Raw genomic sequence first — 18,397 nt, 5'->3', positions numbered from 1 at the left:
ACTAGGCATCCTTTCGACAAAAAATCAGGCTGGCATTACTGCCGCCAAAGGCAAATGAATTGCTCATAATAAAATTGAGTTGGCTAAGACCAGTATTGTTGTTGGCGCTAACGAGAGCGATTTTAGGGTCATTAGCATCTTGCTGCCCATCCCAGATGTGCGGCGGCAAACGCTTATCATGGTTAAGTGGGCTTAATAATAAATAGCAAAAGGCAGCTTCAATCGCGCCAGCAGCACCTAAAGTATGACCTGTGAGTGGTTTGGTTGAGCTGCAAGCTGGCAGTGAATGTCTAAACACTGCAGTGACAGCACGCGATTCCATGGCGTCATTTTTGGGTGTAGCGGTGCCGTGGAGGTTGAGGTAATCAATTTGTTCAGCAGTAATGTTGGCTTCTACTAGGGCTTGTTGCATGGCGGCAATAGCGCCTAATCCTTGCGGATGTGGTGCTGAAATATGATGTGCATCGGCAGATTCGCCTATCCCTGCAAGCATGACGTCACTTTGGCCACGTTCTAAGATAAATAAGGCTGCCCCTTCACCAATATTAATGCCATCACGATGGCGACTAAACGGATTACAATGGCCTTTGGATACTGATTCTAATGCGGCAAAACCATTAACGGTTAACTGACACAAACTGTCTACACCACCTACAATTACCATATCGCACATATTCGCATTGAGTAATCTCTGGGCACTGGCAAACACTTTTGCACTTGATGAACACGCTGTAGACACAGTATAACAAGGGCCTGATAGTTCAAATAACTGTTTTAAATAGTCACTGGTGCTACCGAGTTCTTGTTGTGAGTAATGATAACTCGGAGGAAAATGACCATGCTCAAGCTGATATTTTATCGCTGCTTCGCCTTTAGAAATACCTGAAGTGCTTGTGCCTAATACCACCCCGATGCGATCCGCTCCAAAACGCTGTTTAGCTTGTTCTATTGCCGGAGCAAGTTGCTGGGCGGCAGTGTTTAATAAACGATTATTACGACAAGCGAATAAACTGAGATGATCGGCTATCTCTATTAATCTTTTATCATCGACGCAACCGACTAATGTTGGTGCATCGAACAATAAATTATCGCGCCACTGCATGGCACTAATATCACCATTGATGAGGCGCGGCAGTACCTCTTCTGGCGAGTTGCCCAGAGGAGTACACAATCCGATGTGAGTTATTGCAATGCGACTCTTCATGTTTAGTTTGATTGCCTATTTATCTCGGTTTATTGGGTTATGCTGGTGCACTTGTTTATCAATCAGTTAATCAATTAGTTAATTAATAGGGTTTATTTGCATATGAATATCGGCGGCGTCGATGTCTACATTCACTTGCGCTAACCACGGGTCGATATCGCTATAGGTTATCGTTATTAACACACCACTGGCATCATTAAGTTGCTTACATAACGGCATATCACACGGCATAGTGACTAATTGACCGCCGGTTAAATGTTGATTAACTTGCTCCGTTGACCAGTAAATCAACTGCATTATGGCCATTAAATACTCTGCTTTAAATTGCTCACCTAATAACAGACTTTGCTGACTTTGCAGGGTCTGCCCATCGTATACTAACGTGAACAATGCTTGTCCAAGTGGCGCTAATCCCACTAACGTCATCTGTTGTGAATTAAGCTCCAGCTGGGTTAATAACTCGTGATTTTCTTGTCCATGAGTAAAGCTCACCATTTGACTTAAGCTGATGTCTTGCTGCGGTGACGTTGCTAACACCGCAGAGGCTGAGCTTAAGCAATATTGTGCTTCACTGGCGAGTGGGACACAAGTTTGCCGCTCGATTTGCTGACTACAAGCACTTAATAGGCTTAACAGTAACAGCGCAACAAGGCGAGGCAATATTATCTCCGCAGAATGCCACAGCCGATTAAGCAACATCGGTTTCTCGCTCCTGACATAATTCAACAATGGTATTGAGGCGTCGTTCGGATTCTTTTACAAACGGGTTACTCATGTCCCAAGCGTAGCCAGCTAAAATTGAGCAAATCATTTGTTTAATCTTGTTGTCAGCTTGTTGATAGAAAATGACATCTTGAAAGCGTCCGTCATACCAAGCTTGGACATAGGTTCTAAAGGTGTTAACCCCTTGCATTAATGGTGCAGAGTATTCGCTATCCCAATCGACTGTTTGACCATTCAATTGCTTATGTAAACAGGTGACAGCCATTGATGCTGACTGCATTGCAATTGTCACCCCTGATGAAAATACTGGGTCAAGGAACTCGCCAGCATTACCCAGTAAAGCAAACTTATTGGTTGCTAAGGTGGTGACATTGGCCGAATAACCTTTGAGTGTCGCACAAGGTTGAACAATATTGGCATTACTCAGTAACTTCTGTAGCTCAGGCTCTTCATTAATTACCGCTAACAATTGTTGTTCAAGGCTACCGGATAAATGCTCGAGTAAATGCGGCTCAGCTACCACGCCTATTGAGCAACGGTTATTGCTAAAAGGGATTAACCAGTACCAGATATCCTTATGTTGAGGATGAACACTGATTAAGATTTTATTACGATCAAAATGGGGATCGCTAATGTTGTCTTCAATATGGGTAAAAATGGCGCTGCGTGGCGCTAAATTTGATGGTTGTTCTAAGTTCAGTAATCGCGGTAATACTCGGCCAAAGCCGCTGGCATCAAGCACAAACTTAGCATTAACTTGATATTGTGCCCCATGGTCATTTGTTACTGTTAAACGAGGATTATTAGTTAAATCAATCGCATCAACTTGATGACCAAAACGGATCTCAACCCCTTGACTGATAGCGGTGTCGGCTAGGAGTTTATCAAAATCTGCCCGTTGAACTTGAAATGTAGTACCTGGGCCTGGGGTAAATTTATCGGTAAAGTCGAAGGTGGTGTAGCGTCTTTGGTGCTGAAATGCTGCGCCATTTTTAAATTGAAATCCAGCCTGCTTAACGGCGTCTAGCATGCCTGCTTGTTCGAGAAACTGCATACAACAAGGCAGTAAACTTTCGCCAATGGAAAAACGTGGAAAATGCTGTTTTTCAATAACAACAACCTGATGGCCTTGTTGACGTAAAAGACTTGCGGCAATGGCACCAGAAGGGCCTGCACCAATGATGGCAACGTCAACGTCCATGTTGCTGACTGTATGTGAATGACTGCTTGGCATTTACAGTGTTTTCCTAGTAATAAATGAAATAAACGGTGCCAGTAAAAATGAAAAACTGATCCCAAAAAGAAGCGTTAAACCAAAAAAGTGAATGGCATGGGTTTGACTCAGTGCCAGTAAACCAAAAGCTAATAGTGTTGAACAGGCTGACATAAAGATTGCCATCATGACTCCGCGACTGGTTTGCTTGGCCTCGGCAAAAAATAGGCTGTAATCGATACCAATGCCTAACACTAAAATAAGCGCTAAAGCGTGAAACAAACTGATGCTTGAACCGACAAGGCCTAAACAGGCTAGCGTGAGCAGTACTGATAAAGCAGGGACTGTGACGATAGCGAATGCCAACTTAATGCCATATTTAATGCTAAACAGTAGGCTGGCTAGGGCAAATACCCATATTAAGAGTTGCAATGTTAGTTGGCGATACTTGCCCATTAAATGGGATATATCGCCGACTTTATCGATTAACTGAACTTGGCCCAAAGGCCATTTATGTTCAGTCAGTCGTTGCTCAAGAGTGGCTAACGAATGTATGCCACCGAGTAACACTATGGCGCCAAATAGCTGGGTTTGATCGGTTGTCTGAATCGCGCCAATCCATAAGGTTTGTAAATCATCATTGGCTTGGGCTAGTACCATGGTTGGGGTTAACCATTGTGATCCGGCGTGATTAAGTTGCGCCATCAGACTAGTGCTTATATTGTCATCGAGGCCCATTTCACTGATGATCTCGTCTAAATGTTGCTCATAAAGCTGCTGCTGTAACTGATAGTTTTGTTGTTGTTTGGCAATGCTGGGTATAAAGCGGCTGAGACTGATTGCTTGGTCTAACTCACCATCAGTGACTGCTTTATCCAGTACTGGTGTCAATTGCTCTAACGTTTGCAATAAAGTTTGTTCATTGGGACCGCTGACTAAAATAAATTGGTTGTCGGTGCCGCCGCTGAGGAGTTGCCGTAGCTGATTCTCTTCGGTGGTGATGGCTTCAGGGCTTTGCTGTAGCTGACGAATATCATCGTTAGAATCCGTTTGTGACAAACCGAAAAACAATATTGTTGCCAAACCAATGAGCAAAGCCGCTATAGCTATTTTTTGCCACAATTGATTTGGGGTAAAAATACGTTGTAATAGCGCCAAATAACCTTGGGCAAGGGTTAATCCAGGCGTCGGTTTAAGCGCATGGTTACCCAGTAATGGAAACACCAATAACAACGTTAGGTATGCACCAACTAACCCAGCAGCACAAAATACTGCCACTTGTTGCATACCCGGGAATGGCGTAAAGCCAATGGCGATAAAGGCACTGGCACTAGTAGCTAGGGCGAGAGTGAGCGCCGGAAAAATCTGCTTTAAGGTGTCTGTTGCGTTGTTATTGGGATGAGCTTGTTTTTCGCAATAAAAGTGAAAGCTGTAATCAATGGCGACACCAATTAAGCTGGTACCAAACACTAGTGTCAGTAAGTGCAACTCACCGAAAATACTTAAGGTGGCGACAAACGCAAATACCACACCAGTCGTTAACGTCAGTAGTGCGGCAAATAACGGCATAATTGACCGAAAGGCCAACCAGACTAATAAGATGATCCCCAACATGGAAATTAAGCCAATTCGGCTAATTTCTTGTTTGGCAGATTCGGTGGCGGCAATCGCATGAAAAAGTGCACCAGCTTTAAGGAAACTGACATCTGGGTAGTGTTGCGTCACTTGGCTAAACGCAGACTCTAATGCTTGTATTTGCTGTTGCTGAGCGGTCGGGCTAAAAGCACTATCTCTGCCTTTGGCCATGACTATTGCAGCCACACCCTCGGTGGTATTGGTCAGTAAAATGCCTTGTTGGCTACGTAGCGTATTATTAGGTGATAACGCCAGTAAGTTGGCTGGAAACATCAGTAACGGATCATTGCTGAGCAGCTGGCTGTTGGCAAAACCAAATGCGCTATAAAGTTGATTTTGGGCCGCGTTAAGTAGTTGGCGCCAATTATCTGTTTCAATATCTTTAGCTTGCTCGGCGGTGAGTAGGGTAAAGCGATGTTCGAAATACACTTTAGCCAAGTCTTGCAGATGATCATCCGCGCCGCTACGCATGTGAATAAAGGGCTGTTGTGGCTGTTTATCTAGCACATCCATCAGTTGCTGTGCGGCACTGATAGCTTGGTTGTCATTATCGGCTTTTACTGCAATATACACTTGGTTTGCGAGTTGCTGTTCAACTCTGTTTAATGCTGTTTCAGTGAGTTTGTCTTGCTGTAAATGTGGCAACATCGCCAAAATATCAGTTTGAATATGCGCGCCCTGTTGCCATTGTATTAAGCCAGTGGCTAACATTGTCAGTAGCAATAATACCCATAAGACAAAACGCCCAATGGGAGATAACAACGTGGTTAGCGATATGGGCTTCATTATTTAGCGGACTCATTGCCAAGACTAAAAAGTGCCAGCTCAGTTTCACTCAGCGGCCCTTGTTGGGTCAGGGTAAATTGAATTTGAGTATAGTCGCTAATATCCGCTTGGTTACTGGTCATGATTAATGAACGTATAAGGGTATCGCCGCTGAGGGTAATGTTACCCATAGACGATTGCACTTGTGGGTCTTTAGCTTGTAAGCCCAGTTGCCATGACCTATTTTCAGGCTTAGTTGCAGGCTGAATTACGGATTGAGCAGCAGGCATAAATAAGTTGAAATCGGCACTTAAGGCATCAATATCGCCCGCCATAATGGCTTGTAATAAACGCGGTAATTGCTGTGCAATCGAGTTGCCATTAGCCCCAGCATTAAAGTGTTGAATTTTGCCTTGGCTGTTTTGTTGGATCAACTGCTGATCTTTAAGCATCATCAAGGTATTGAATGGACGCTGCTGCTGCCATACCAACCCTTGGGTTGGACTAAATATAAACTGTCCTTGGCTGAGTAAGGGCTTTTTAAGCACCTGTAAATGGCGTAGTTGAACAAACTTCCCACGAGTATCTAGTTGTAGATTCAGTTGCTGCGCTAGCGCGCTGAGGTCCTCTGTGGTGGCTGGTTGAGTATACAGCGCCTGAATATCTGCCAGTTGCGTTTGAGTAAGAGGTTCATTATTGCCTGCTGGTGGATGTTCGCTCGCCGAGGAGGCTGCAATACACAGACAACACAGCATAATGATGCTGCTTACTCGCGCCAATACACTAATAAATATGCTAGTAAATAGGCTCACAAATACTCTGCTGCGGGCACTCATTACACTTGGCTCGCATCGAGTAATGGGTGAATTTTTTGCTGAAATATATCTGGGGTAACAAAGCATAATTCTTGGGTAGCAATCTCAACTGCAGCTTGAATGGTATAGCCCTTGGTGATGCGTGCGTTGGTGTCGGCATCAACAATTTGATAGTTAATGCGTAAACGGTTTTCCCATTCAACAATGGCAGCGATAACCTTGATTTTTTGGTCAAAGGTGCTGCTTTTAACGTACTTAATTTGCACATCTACAATTGGCCAAGCGTAGCCAGATTCGAGCATAGTGCGATAGTTGTAACCGAGCTTATCCAGTAATTGGCAACGCACAACCTCAAAGTAGCGTAAGTAATTACCGTGCCAAGTAATGCCCATTGAGTCGACATCGTGAAACGGGATCACCATTTCCATTTCTGTGAGTAATAAACCTTTCATTTAACATACCTCCCACAGGCCCAGTTGAATTTTTTCTACGGTTTGGCGCAGCACGGCTTCTAATGGACGGTCTTCGGTAAGCAGTTCAAAATTTTCACTGACTTGGGCCAAAGTATTGGCAAGTGATGGTGTTAGTGAATTGGGGTCTAACTCTTTCTGTATAACGCGTAGTTGAATGCCTTGGCTCATGGCCAATAATGCGGCGGCAGCGACTTGTTCTGTCAGTTGTAAAATCCGCATGCAATCGCGGGCGGCAATGGTGCCCATGCTCACTTTGTCTTGATTGTGACATTCTGTTGAGCGAGAAAACACACTGGCAGGCATGGTGTTTTTTAATGCTTCTGCAGTCCAAGCCGAAACACCGATTTGTACCGCTTTAAAGCCATGGTTAATGGCGCGACGTTGGCCTTCTGCGGCAGATAAATTAGCCGGTAAACCATTGTTAAATTTAGGGTCCATGACTAAGGCCATTTGACGATCAATTAAGTCGGCGATATTGGCCACCGCATTTTTCATCGCATCCATGGCAAAGGCAATGTGGCCGCCATAAAAGTGACCGCCATGGAGGATATGTTCACCTTCGGCATCGACAATCGGATTGTCGTTCGCACTATTGAGTTCGGTTTCAATAAACTGACGCATAAAGGGCAAAGCATCTTGCAGTACGCCAATGATGTGCGGTGCACAGCGTATAGAATAGCGGTCTTGTAAACGGTCAGAATTACGTGGATGCGCATGATGGTTTAGGTCTTCACGGATCCAACTGGCAATCTGGTTTTGTCCTGGGTGAGGTTTGGCGGCAAACAAAATTTCATCAAAATGGTTTGCATTGCCTTTAAGGGTTAACGATGCCATGGCTGTAATACGGCTTGATAAGCGAGTTAAGTACTGCGATCTGTCATAGGCTAAACAGGCCAGTGCGGTCATCACCGCGGTACCATTCATTAACGCAAGGCCTTCTTTAGGACGCAGTGTTAATGGCATCATGCCGAATTTCAGATAAACATCTTTGGTCGCTTGGCGTTTACCTTGGTATATCACCTCACGTTCGCCAACTAATACAGCTGCAAGATAAGATAGAGGGGTTAAATCGCCGCTGGCGCCAACCGAACCTTCTTGAGGAATAACAGGGGTAATATCATTATTGAGTAGCCATTCAATGCGCTGTAGCAGCAGATAGCTGACACCTGACTTACCCACAGCCAATGAGTTTAAGCGGCAAGCCATAATCGCGCGGGCTTGCATTGGGCTAAATACATCACCTAAACCACAACCATGAAAACGGGTTAAATGCAGCGGTAATTCATGGACTAAGTCTAAGCTGACATTGACGGTACAAGAGTCACCGTAACCTGTGGTGACGCCATATACCACGCCTTCTTCATGCAGCAAACTGTCGATGAAACGGGCGCCTTTTTGAATATATTCAACATAGTCAGAAGAGTCTGCTAGCTTGACCGTTGCGCCCTTGGCGACAGCGACCACTTGTTCAAGACTCAGGTAGCTCTGGCCTAAATGCACAATGTTTTCGGCAGATGATGGCGATGAAGAAGTGTTGCTCATTGAATTAGTTATCCTGACTAGTTGAAGTGGTGTTGTTAGTGGGTGCCATATTTGTATTTGACGCAGCACCTGTATTAAGTGCTCTTCCGGTATTAAGTGCACTACCAGTATTAGGTGCTGTACCTGTATTAAAAGCAGTAGCGGGGAGTGAAAGCGGACGATCAATCAATTCGTCTTTATGCCAAAAATCGTAAAAATTAAACCACTGCAATGGTGCCTGTTTGGCAAAATACTCTAAGCGCTGACTGTACAATTTCATTGCATCAGTTAAGCGTTCAATGCGCCCTGCTCGCGGACCTTTTAAACTATCGCTTAAGTGTTCGACATGTACTTTATAGCGGCCTTGTTGGCGAATGCAGAACATGGTGTAAACCGGACAATTTAACAAGCTAGCAAGAATAAATGGTCCTTGTGGAAACGGAGCATCATGACCGAGAAAGGGTAGATAAACTACCCTACCTTGGCTATTTGATGAGGTACGGTCTGCTGCAATAACCACTATTTCGCCCATATCAATTTTTTGCTGTAACAGCATGGCGGTGCTGGGATCAAGCTCATTGATATGAATAAGGTTAAGGCTACTTTGTGGGTTCAACTGTTGTAATACTTTGTTAAAGTTTTCGGCGTGTTGAGTCAACACCATAACGTTGACTTTCACTTTCTGCTGGTGGATTGAAATCGCACGGCATAACTCTAAATTACCTAAATGCGACACAATCAGCACGGCTCCTCGACCAGAAGCCACTTGGTTTGCCAGAATATGACGATCGTTAAAATCGATTTGATTGAGTTTGATACGGTCGCACCAAGCATCAATTCTATCTAGAGCAGCATTACCAAAAGTAATAAAGTGATTTAAGCTGTCGCGCCAATGGGTGGGTTGATGTAAATCTGGATGCTCAGGAACTTGTTGCTGCACTCGGGCTAGAAAATTCATCGACGCTTGACGAGCGGAAGCACCAGTTAGAAAAAAGTAACCAATCACCGGATACATAATGGCTCGGCAAAGCCAGTGGCCGCCTAATCGATAGCTTTCTGCTAGTAACTTTATGCCCCAATAACTGCCACGCTCTCCCATCGATGACCAATGTTGATGCGGACTGTTTTTATTCAGAATTTGTGGCAAACGAGTCAACATACCAAAAAATAATTTAGTGTGCATCCAGCTAATGCGCACATTATCTTGCAAGCCTTGGAAGTGACTAATACCGTCATCAGGGTAGATTACTTTGGTCGGCACATGAACCACTGGAGTTCCTTGCCAGTGCAGTTTGACCATGATTTCAATATCAAAGTCCATCCGTTCACCCAATGCTTGCTGGCTTAATAACTGCTCAGTAGCCTCTAATGGATAAACCCGAAAACCACACATAGAATCTTGAATGTCGAGACTTAAGGTTTCAACCCATACCCAAAAATGGGTGATGTAACGCCCGTATAAACGCCCTTTAGGCACAGAGTCATCATAAATGGGTTGGCCAGATATTAATGCCTGAGGCTGTTGTTCTGCAGTTGATATCATTAACGGGATATCGTCTAAATTATGTTGTCCATCAGCATCAACCTGTAATACATGGCTAAAACCATCACGGTAAGCCTGACGCAGCCCGCTGATCACAGCCGCACCTTTACCGCGATTAAAAGGATGGTTAATGAGCGTTACCCAAGTAAACTTTTCCGCCATGGCTTGCAAAATATAACGGGTTTCATCTTGGCTACCATCATCAACCAAATAACATGGCAGATTAAATTTTGCCAAGTCAGTTAAGGTTTGTTCAATGGCAATATGATGATTGTAATTGGGGATCACTAAGGCTAGCTTCATGAGGCGGTCTCATTGACGGTCGGCGCAGTAGTGACTACAGCAGGCTTAAGCGCAATGCGGCCTGAGGCAAACCGTTTATCTTGATCACGATAACTAAAAATCATTTTTGCTTTTTGGGGCTGATGTTCTATAACCAAATCAACATAGGTGTTTGGCAAAATGAGTTGCTGAAACTTAAGCACTTCTAATGTGGCAACTTGGGCTGAATAACCAAATGCCTCACAGCCAAGTTTGACCGCCCAATCCAATTGGGTGACACCAGGTAACACCGGTTGCTGAGGGAAATGGCCATCAAAGAAGGCCAAATCTGCACTGACAAATAAACGCCATTGGTAGAGATTATTATCGCCTTCATGGCTAACAATATGCGGTAATTCTGACTTAATCATGACTGAATAAGGCTACAATTTCTGATTGGGTGCGCTTGCCCTGACTATTGAGTGGCAAGTGTGCAGGATAACGCCAGCGTCGTGGTAGGGTAATACGTTCAAACTGACTTAATAAATGATTTTTTAAGGCATTATTAACCGCTAATTTTCCTTCAGCTTTGAGTGTTTTCAGGCCTAATTCACTTAAACAGACTGCAGCACCTAGCATAGTGCGCGGTTGTTCTAAAACCGTGACGGCCGCTTCGCTGACAAAAGGATGAGTTTGCAGTAAATGCTCCACTTGCGCTAACGACAAGCGTTTTTCTTCAATTTTGACAATGCGATCAAGGCGATGCAATAAGCGGAACTGGCCATCAGTTAACAGTTCAATTTTGTCATCACATTTTAACCATTGAGTTGAATTGTCTAAATAAACAGACTGCAGCATCAGAGCACCATCTTGGGGATCCATATCAACATTAACTTGGGTAAATGCTTGCCATGGTTGCATGGGTTGCTGTTGGCGTCGATATCCAATACCGCCGGTTTCAGTGCTGCCAAATATTTCAATGGGTAATTGATTAAAGCATTGTTTAACTGCTTGGGCCGCATCAAAATTTAACGGACCACCAGAGCTGAAAATTAAGCTTGGGATACGTTGTTGTTTTTGATTTTCTAGAGCATCAGGCAAGCGGGTCAATTGAGCGGGACTACTGATTAAACATAAATTAGGCATGATGGCCAAGTAGTAGCTTAAGGTTTCGGGAAAGTCGATTTGTTCACTTAAGAATGCTCGGCTCGCGGCTAAAGGCCACAGAATTTTAAACAATAAACCATAGATATGTTGATGTGAAACTGTCGATACCACTGAACAGTGAGGCAAATGTTCAGCAAATGTTTGTTCAAGAATACTGACTTCGGCATCTAATTGTTGCAGTGTTTTTTTGATTGCCTTGGGTTGACCGCTACTGCCAGAGGTGAATAGTACTAATTCACCTAATGACTTTGTTTTGGGCCAAATTGCTGCGGGTAAACTTAATTCTTTTTTTAGCTCAATATACTCACGCACTTCACATAAGGGAGCGTCGGCAATAATGGCATCAAATTCATGGTTGAGCTGACTCAAAGTGCCATCTTGGGTGTTGGCAGGTAATATCACTTGCTTACCAGCTAACAAGGCTGCGCATAAACCTGCGGCAAATAAGTCACTGTGCTTGGCAGCAAGCAACCAACGCTGAGCGTCACTTTGAATCAGCTGAGCATGTATGTGGGCCACTTGCGCACAAAACAACGATCCCGTCATGATGTCATGATGGTCAAAGCTGATTAGCTGCTGCGAGGCAGGGCCTGTTGATAACCAATTGAGTAAAAGTTTATTCATGTTTTTTCAACCAAAAGCGACGATAAATCCATTCACTACTGAGCAGCATACCCATAAGCAGATAAGCTATCAATCCGTTGTAAAGCGTCCATATTTCAATGCTTGTTGCTATGGCGGTATAGGCTGCCACACCACCATTTACAATAAATAACCCACACCAAAGTTTAGTGATGGTTTGTAAGTAGGGTATTGCTGAGTCTGGTAAATCAGGCTCTTTTAAGCGCGCTAAGCGCTCAATCATACTTGGGCCATTAATCAGTGAATAACCGAATAACCCCAACATGCTCAAGTTTATCACCACCGGATAGAACAGTAACCAGTCGTTACGTTGAGTAATGAAACTGGCCGCCGTTAACCCTATGCCCACCACTATTGGCAGTGTCATGGATTTTACTTGCTGCTTTGTGACCACAAACCTAATCAATAATAACAAACATAGCAGCAAAGCGATGGTGCCTGGTGGTAAATACTGCAAACCAAAATATACCGCTATAGGGTAAGCAATAATCACTAAGGTCGTAATAATCTGCAGAGTTAACCGCATTAGCTTTTAATTAAGCCTTCAATAGCATTAACGACATCGCTCACTGAACGTACGGTTTTAAATGCTTCTGGCTGAATTTTTTTACCCGTCAGCTGTTGCAATTTAATCACCAAATCTACCGCATCAATACTGTCTAAATCTAGATCTTCATACAAAGAAGCTTCTAGAGTGATATCTGTCGCTTCTATTTCAAACTCTTCAACTAAAATACCACTAAGCATCTCAAGGATTTGTTCACGATTTTGCATGCTGGCTCCTAAACACGTTGAGATTCAATAAAGCTAGCTAAGCTAGCAACACTGAAAAAGTGTGCTTTAGTCGCATCAGAATTGGCTTCAATTTTGACATCAAACTCTTTCTTTATCGCCAAGCCTAATTCAAGCGCATCGATTGAATCTAAACCCAGACCATCGCCAAATAAGGCCGCATCAGTTTCGATATCATCGACTGTAACATCTTCTAGATCTAAGCAATCAATGATCAGTTGTTTAATTTGATTGTGTAAGTTCATTATTTGTCTTTCTTATAAGTATGGCTATCAATATGATTTGATAGGCTGTTTAAGTGTATCAAGATAGTGCTGCTGCAAATCGCGCGTCAGCTGTCGAGCCATTTTGGCTTCATTACCTTGTTGAGCATCATACAATAGGTATGACATGCTTGTGCCAATTTCTACTGACATATTTATGGTTTGCCGTGGAATTTGGTACCAAGGTTGTTGTTTGGTTAATCCGGCAACATCGGTACGCAATACTACAGGTAAAATATCAGTTTGGGTGCGTAGTGCTATATTGGCGGCACCACGAGCAAAAGAATTAACGACATTACCCGTTAATGTTCTGGTACCCTCGGGGAAAATAATTAAATTAGTATCGGTATGCAATACTTGTCGACAGTCATGTAGTAACCAATCGGCGCCACGATTAGGGATATAACCTGCGCTGGCAAGCACACCGCGAATAAACGGGTTACGCCATAAGCCTTGTTTTACAATACAACCCGCATTAGGCATAAGGCTAATTAATACCACAACATCCACCAGCGTTGGGTGATTGGCGATGATAATTTGTCCCTTCGTTTGCTGTAGTGCTTCAATATTCTTGGTGCTGACAGCAATAACTCCAGCAAAACTAAGCATGGCGACAAAAGCTCTAAACATCCTGCTTACTGCTTTTTGTACCCGTGCTACTCGTACCGTTTTTTTACCGGGCCAAAATCGTAATATTGGTAAAATAGTCAATGAACTTAACAGACCACCTAAACCAAAAGCAATATAACAAAGCACACCACCAATCCAGCGGGGAATATAACGTAATCCGCTGAGTTTTGGGGATATGGCATTTTTTTGCTCAATAGCATCAACTGGTTGTGCTGTTTGTTGTTGATTAGTCATGATGTTCGAGTGACCAATACCAATGGCACAATTTACCTTGGATATTTGTTTTGTTGGCAATATGGTGGATCAATTCGCTCAAGCTGATGTCATTTTGGCCATTATGGCTTTTTTGATTTTGTTGGTTGTCGAGGTGACTGAGATTGAGTGGATGATCAGATATGCTAAGGGTCGTCTTTTGATGGTTAATTTGTTGGTATTCGGTTTCAGTGGTCTGCTTGTCTACTTGATCGCTGACGTTATTGAGCGGTGCAAGGTATAAACCCAATGCTAGAGGGAGTTCGACTTCGTGAGTAAATTCACTGTATACCGGTGGAACCGGATCGTCACCAAACACAACTAATACCGGTTGTGGTGATTGTGCTAATTGAGCGTAGGCTTCAACAAGTGCTTGAATAAGAGTTTGTTCTCCTGCAGCCACCGATGTTGAAGCTGCAGTATTATTATTTACAATACCAAAAATACCACTGGCCGTATTGTGCACTGACTGACTAAAAGCCGTTGGCGATAAAGCTTGTTGCTGGGCTATGTCCTTAAGTATTCCTAAGGTTCTAGTGAGTTCACCGTGACGAGATGAAAAAATACTCCGGCAATGGTTATCTGGTTGGCATTGATGTGCGGCAGTGAGCATCATTTTAGTTAAGCGACTAAAACGACGACGTTGCATAGCAGGAATGTGCTTTAATGCTGGTGAGTCAGGCTTAGGCGACAGGTTGCTATTAGGCTGCTGCCATTGCTGCCAACTTTCAGCTGTTTGAAAGTCAGGTGACCATGCGCCCCATGATAAAAGATCAAATACTAAATGCACTACATTCCCTCTATAACTGCCTAGCTATCCTTATCTAAGAGTTAACAATCATTATGTTAATGATTAAAATTCGTTAACCTTACTAATTGTACACCTAAGTTAATACTGATAAGAAGTCATGCAGACGAAAAAGGCTTATAGTTGGGGGTTAAATGAACAAAAAAGGTTTTTAGATAAAAAGCGCGACGATAATCGTCGCGCTGATAGCTGGTAGCTGGTAGTTAAATAAAATAACAATGTTGTTTGCTATACAAGCTTATTTATTTGGAAAGCTTTTTTGTAACTTCTTTACCGCTGCTTTGATCTTACGAGTGTTTTCTGGTCCCATACGAATCAACAGTTTTTGCGCATTGGGTAATGCTTCAAGGTTAGGGTTAACATATTTATAGTTAACACTGATAGATGATAGCTCAATAGGATCTTCAATTATGGGTGCGTTAATAATCATGCTAAAAGCCTGTTGCATGCGCTTATCAAAATCAACATCATTGTAGCCAAGTTCAGTAAATGCTTCGGAAAATAACGGTTTTAATTCAGTGTAAGTCGATAATAAATCTTTTTCGCTTAAGTCTGCGATAAAATTCGCATACACGTCATATCGATGATAACCATCTGGATTAAGATAAGTTTTGTTGGTTATTTCACTCACGGAGAATTGAGTATCAGGGCCTTTTAACGGGCTAGCTTTACGCACTAAATCGCCTTGGGCTAAGTTGTCGACGAATACGACAAATTGGCGTGCGATGTCTTTTTTCAAAATAATCGGTGCGATTTTCATACCATTGGCAATTGCTAAGGTTTTTGCTTCAACAAAATCATCAGAATCACTTAAGGCCGGTAGTGGTTCAACCATGGCAGTCGTTTCTGGCTCTCCAATAGGAACTACATCATCAGTAGTAGTAGCAATATTTTGAGGTTCTTCAATAGGTGTTTGTTCTATTGGTGTCTCTGGCACTGATTCTGGTAGTTCAACGGGAGTGATAACGAGTGGTTCAAATTCTTCAGTGTCATCACTGGTAAAATAAAAATAACTGCTTGCACCTAATAGCGCAATAACCGCAATAGCGATTAACAGTATGTTAGACCCTGGCTTTTCAGAGGCTTGTGGAGTAATTCGGTCTTCTTCATTAACTTGCATTTCAATTCCTTGGTGTTATTGCTAATCGATATAAATATCTAGGTGGAGTCGAAAAATTCTGCATGATACCAATCACAACAGTTATCTGAACAGTTCTGAGTATCACAAGCTTTTCAATTCAAGGCGTATTAATGTAGGAATGGTTGTTCCCTTTTAAGTTAATGCAACGCAGTACTTGAATGCTTGAAACGCTTCAGAAGAACGGGTTTCAAATTACTTGACTCTGCGTTGAAGCCTTTAACGTAAAACGGCTATGCTTTCAAACCTTCGCTTTGATTACAGTAATTTTAATTTCCGCAGCATGATCAGATAACGAATACGATTGGTATACCATTTTGCAATATTCAGCAGACTTGTCTAGTGATAACTGCTGATAATGAATAATATATTATAAACAGTATTATGCTTGGACATATTGTTGTCTATCACCTATCCAGCGTTGAATGATAGCATCTACGTTTTGAGGCACTTGCTGGTTAACGTGGGATGCCAATTTTTGTGTTGGTGCAATTAAATGTTGATCACGTATAAGATCTGCAATTTTAAGATCAGCCAAACCGGTTTGTTTGGTGCCCAGAACTTCACCTGGCCCTCTTATTTCTAAGTCTTTTTGTGCAATAACAAAACCATCGTTACTGTTTCGCAGCACCCCTAAGCGTTTAGTGGCGGTTTGTGACAGTGGCGCTTTATAAAGTAATACACAATGGCTGGCGACAGCACCTCGGCCGACTCGACCTCTTAACTGATGTAATTGAGCAAGGCCTAATCGTTCAGGGTTTTCAATAATCATTAAACTTGCGTTAGGCACATCAACGCCCACTTCTATGACGGTTGTGGCAACCAATAAGTTCAATTCACCTGATTTAAATTGCGCCATAATCGCCTGTTTTTCAGCGCTTTTCATTCGGCCATGAATCAAGCCTATTTTTAGTTCTGGTAGTGCAATAGTGAGTTCAGCTGCTGTATCTTCTGCAGCTTGGCATTCAAGAACCTCAGATTCTTCAATTAACGTACATACCCAATAAGCTTGACGGTTATCATGCAGTGCAGCTTGTTTCACTCGTTCAATCACTTGTTCACGACGGCTATCAGCAATAGCAACGGTTGTGACCGGTGTACGTCCTGGAGGAAGCTCGTCAATAATTGAAGTGTCTAAATCTGCATAAGCTGTCATGGCTAAAGTTCGTGGAATGGGTGTGGCAGTCATAATCAACTGGTGTGGATGAAAGCCTTGGTTAACGCCTTTTTCTCGTAACCCTAAGCGTTGATGAACACCAAAACGATGTTGCTCATCAATAATAATTAACGCCAGCTTATTAAATACCACCGCCTGTTGAAAAATCGCATGAGTACCGATGACCATTTGAGCGGCGCCAGAAGCGATATCTTCGAGTGATTGAACTCGCGCTTTGCCTTTAAGTTTACCTGCCAACCAGCCGACTTTTAGCCCAAGTGGTTCAAACCAAGCTGCAAAGTTAGCAGCATGTTGTTCAGCCAATAATTCAGTCGGTGCCATCATGGCCACTTGGTATCCGTTTTCAATTGCTTGTAATGCAGCAAGTGCCGCCACCAAAGTTTTCCCAGAACCTACATCACCTTGAACTAAACGCATCATGGGCGTTGGATGCTGAATATCTTGGCTGATTTCGGCTACAACTCGTTGTTGTGCTCCTGTTGGCTTAAAAGGCAGTTGTGCTAAAAATGGGGTTAACAATTGCCCTGTAGCAGCCATTGGCACTGCGGCGTCTTGTTTACTGCGCTGACGTAGTTGCAACATGCTCAGATTATGAGCCAGTAATTCTTCTTGGATTAATCTTTGCTGTGCTGGATGTTGACCTTGTTCTAATTCAAAAGGGGACACCGAGCTATGGGGACGGTGCAAAATATGCAGCGCATCATGCAGACTAATATTGTTTGGTTGTAATGCACTTGGCAGCAACTCAGGTAATCCACCTTGGTCTAGCATCGCCAAGGCTTGCTCTGTCAATTTTATCCAACTGGCTTGCTTAACGCCTTCAGTTGTTGGGTAAATAGGGGTTAATGTATCGCTTAATGTAATTGATTCTCCAGGATGAATAATTTGATATTCTGGATGAACAATTTCTTTATGATGATTGCCTCGGCGTATTTCACCATACGCCCGAATGCTGGCGCCATTTTCCATGGCGTTACGCTGTGACATAGAGAAATTAAAAAATCGCAGGCTTATCATTCCGCTGTGATCGCGGACATTGCACACTAACATACGCCGCCGACCTTGCATTATTTGAGTCGACTGAATTTCTGCTTCAATAGTGCCATAACTGCCGGGAGGTAGTGCGGCAATAGGATGTATTTGCGTACGGTCTTCATAACGCAGCGGTAAATGAAACAGTACATCTTGTACGGTTTTAATACCTAACTTAGCCAGTTTTTCCGCAACCTTTTTAGCAACGCCTTTAAGGTCGGTGATCGGAACAAGATCCAGTCGTAGCAAATTGTACTCACCCAAATTGATTATCAAAGATGTAAAAAACCATAGTGATTTCAAACTGTCAGTTTTAAATCACTGTAATTATATAAGGGCTATC

General features: G+C 43.1%; 17 protein-coding genes. All 17 read right to left on the bottom strand.

Going from position 1 to position 18,397, the window contains the following annotated elements:
* Window position 1 precedes the first annotated feature (1 nt).
* Complete coding sequence (locus FCN25_RS07975) at window positions 2-1,204, bottom strand: beta-ketoacyl-[acyl-carrier-protein] synthase family protein (RefSeq protein ID WP_137223594.1); 1,203 nt, start codon at window positions 1,202-1,204, stop codon at window positions 2-4.
* Window positions 1,205-1,282: 78 nt separating this feature from the next.
* Window positions 1,283-1,903, bottom strand: a complete 621-nt coding sequence (locus FCN25_RS07970; RefSeq protein ID WP_137223592.1) for a DUF3261 domain-containing protein — start codon at window positions 1,901-1,903, stop codon at window positions 1,283-1,285.
* Window positions 1,893-3,161 carry an NAD(P)/FAD-dependent oxidoreductase gene (locus FCN25_RS07965; RefSeq protein ID WP_137223590.1) on the bottom strand — a complete coding sequence of 423 codons (1,269 nt, stop codon included), beginning with the start codon at window positions 3,159-3,161 and terminating at the stop codon, window positions 1,893-1,895. The genes FCN25_RS07970 and FCN25_RS07965 overlap by 11 nt, the downstream gene beginning before the upstream one ends.
* A complete protein-coding gene (locus FCN25_RS07960) occupies window positions 3,162-5,561 on the bottom strand; it encodes an MMPL family transporter (RefSeq protein ID WP_137223588.1) in 2,400 nt (799 codons plus the stop codon).
* Window positions 5,561-6,352, bottom strand: coding sequence for an outer membrane lipoprotein carrier protein LolA (locus tag FCN25_RS07955; protein WP_137223587.1), 792 nt, complete (start codon window positions 6,350-6,352; stop codon window positions 5,561-5,563). Before FCN25_RS07955 ends, FCN25_RS07960 begins: the two co-directional genes overlap by 1 nt.
* A gap of 23 nt (window positions 6,353-6,375) precedes the next feature.
* On the bottom strand, window positions 6,376-6,807 hold the full coding sequence (locus FCN25_RS07950) for a thioesterase family protein (protein WP_137223585.1): 432 nt from the start codon (window positions 6,805-6,807) through the stop codon (window positions 6,376-6,378).
* Entirely contained in the window at window positions 6,808-8,370 is a 1,563-nt protein-coding gene (gene hutH / locus FCN25_RS07945) for a histidine ammonia-lyase (protein WP_137223583.1), read from the bottom strand. It lies immediately after the preceding gene.
* A gap of 4 nt (window positions 8,371-8,374) precedes the next feature.
* Entirely contained in the window at window positions 8,375-10,195 is a 1,821-nt protein-coding gene (locus tag FCN25_RS07940) for a glycosyltransferase (protein ID WP_137223581.1), read from the bottom strand.
* Window positions 10,192-10,584, bottom strand: coding sequence for a thioester dehydrase (locus tag FCN25_RS07935; protein WP_137223579.1), 393 nt, complete (start codon window positions 10,582-10,584; stop codon window positions 10,192-10,194). The genes FCN25_RS07940 and FCN25_RS07935 overlap by 4 nt, the downstream gene beginning before the upstream one ends.
* Entirely contained in the window at window positions 10,577-11,944 is a 1,368-nt protein-coding gene (locus FCN25_RS07930) for an AMP-binding protein (protein ID WP_137223577.1), read from the bottom strand. The genes FCN25_RS07935 and FCN25_RS07930 overlap by 8 nt, the downstream gene beginning before the upstream one ends.
* A complete protein-coding gene (locus FCN25_RS07925) occupies window positions 11,937-12,488 on the bottom strand; it encodes a hypothetical protein (protein WP_137223575.1) in 552 nt (183 codons plus the stop codon). Before FCN25_RS07925 ends, FCN25_RS07930 begins: the two co-directional genes overlap by 8 nt.
* Entirely contained in the window at window positions 12,488-12,736 is a 249-nt protein-coding gene (locus FCN25_RS07920) for an acyl carrier protein (RefSeq protein WP_137223573.1), read from the bottom strand. Before FCN25_RS07920 ends, FCN25_RS07925 begins: the two co-directional genes overlap by 1 nt.
* A gap of 8 nt (window positions 12,737-12,744) precedes the next feature.
* A complete protein-coding gene (locus tag FCN25_RS07915; RefSeq protein ID WP_011635842.1) occupies window positions 12,745-12,999 on the bottom strand; it encodes a phosphopantetheine-binding protein in 255 nt (84 codons plus the stop codon).
* Window positions 13,000-13,026: 27 nt separating this feature from the next.
* Window positions 13,027-13,881, bottom strand: coding sequence for a 1-acyl-sn-glycerol-3-phosphate acyltransferase (locus tag FCN25_RS07910; protein WP_254693737.1), 855 nt, complete (start codon window positions 13,879-13,881; stop codon window positions 13,027-13,029).
* A complete protein-coding gene (locus tag FCN25_RS07905; protein ID WP_137223571.1) occupies window positions 13,874-14,689 on the bottom strand; it encodes a beta-ketoacyl synthase chain length factor in 816 nt (271 codons plus the stop codon). The genes FCN25_RS07910 and FCN25_RS07905 overlap by 8 nt, the downstream gene beginning before the upstream one ends.
* Before the next feature lie 256 nt (window positions 14,690-14,945).
* Window positions 14,946-15,827, bottom strand: a complete 882-nt coding sequence (locus FCN25_RS07900; RefSeq protein WP_137223569.1) for a DUF3014 domain-containing protein — start codon at window positions 15,825-15,827, stop codon at window positions 14,946-14,948.
* A 400-nt stretch (window positions 15,828-16,227) separates the two neighbouring features.
* Complete coding sequence (gene recG / locus FCN25_RS07895) at window positions 16,228-18,303, bottom strand: ATP-dependent DNA helicase RecG (RefSeq protein WP_137223567.1); 2,076 nt, start codon at window positions 18,301-18,303, stop codon at window positions 16,228-16,230.
* Between the last annotated feature and the right edge of the window lie 94 nt (window positions 18,304-18,397).

Origin of the sequence: Shewanella sp. MEBiC00475, from assembly GCF_005234075.1 — a bacterium.
Classification (GTDB): domain Bacteria; phylum Pseudomonadota; class Gammaproteobacteria; order Enterobacterales; family Shewanellaceae; genus Shewanella; species Shewanella polaris.
This window is presented reverse-complemented; position numbering and strand designations above follow the sequence as displayed.

What these genes read in the sequence shown, in the direction of transcription:
- FCN25_RS07975 (WP_137223594.1), bottom strand. Translation starts at nt 1,204, where the DNA reads ATGAAGAGTCGCATTGCAATAACTCACATCGGATTGTGTACTCCTCTG.
- FCN25_RS07970 (WP_137223592.1), bottom strand. Translation starts at nt 1,903, where the DNA reads ATGTTGCTTAATCGGCTGTGGCATTCTGCGGAGATAATATTGCCTCGC.
- FCN25_RS07965 (WP_137223590.1), bottom strand. Translation starts at nt 3,161, where the DNA reads ATGCCAAGCAGTCATTCACATACAGTCAGCAACATGGACGTTGACGTT.
- FCN25_RS07960 (WP_137223588.1), bottom strand. Translation starts at nt 5,561, where the DNA reads ATGAAGCCCATATCGCTAACCACGTTGTTATCTCCCATTGGGCGTTTT.
- FCN25_RS07950 (WP_137223585.1), bottom strand. Translation starts at nt 6,807, where the DNA reads ATGAAAGGTTTATTACTCACAGAAATGGAAATGGTGATCCCGTTTCAC.
- hutH (WP_137223583.1), bottom strand. Translation starts at nt 8,370, where the DNA reads ATGAGCAACACTTCTTCATCGCCATCATCTGCCGAAAACATTGTGCAT.
- FCN25_RS07940 (WP_137223581.1), bottom strand. Translation starts at nt 10,195, where the DNA reads ATGAAGCTAGCCTTAGTGATCCCCAATTACAATCATCATATTGCCATT.
- FCN25_RS07935 (WP_137223579.1), bottom strand. Translation starts at nt 10,584, where the DNA reads ATGATTAAGTCAGAATTACCGCATATTGTTAGCCATGAAGGCGATAAT.
- FCN25_RS07930 (WP_137223577.1), bottom strand. Translation starts at nt 11,944, where the DNA reads ATGAATAAACTTTTACTCAATTGGTTATCAACAGGCCCTGCCTCGCAG.
- FCN25_RS07925 (WP_137223575.1), bottom strand. Translation starts at nt 12,488, where the DNA reads ATGCGGTTAACTCTGCAGATTATTACGACCTTAGTGATTATTGCTTAC.
- FCN25_RS07920 (WP_137223573.1), bottom strand. Translation starts at nt 12,736, where the DNA reads ATGCAAAATCGTGAACAAATCCTTGAGATGCTTAGTGGTATTTTAGTT.
- FCN25_RS07915 (WP_011635842.1), bottom strand. Translation starts at nt 12,999, where the DNA reads ATGAACTTACACAATCAAATTAAACAACTGATCATTGATTGCTTAGAT.
- FCN25_RS07910 (WP_254693737.1), bottom strand. Translation starts at nt 13,881, where the DNA reads ATGACTAATCAACAACAAACAGCACAACCAGTTGATGCTATTGAGCAA.
- FCN25_RS07900 (WP_137223569.1), bottom strand. Translation starts at nt 15,827, where the DNA reads ATGCAAGTTAATGAAGAAGACCGAATTACTCCACAAGCCTCTGAAAAG.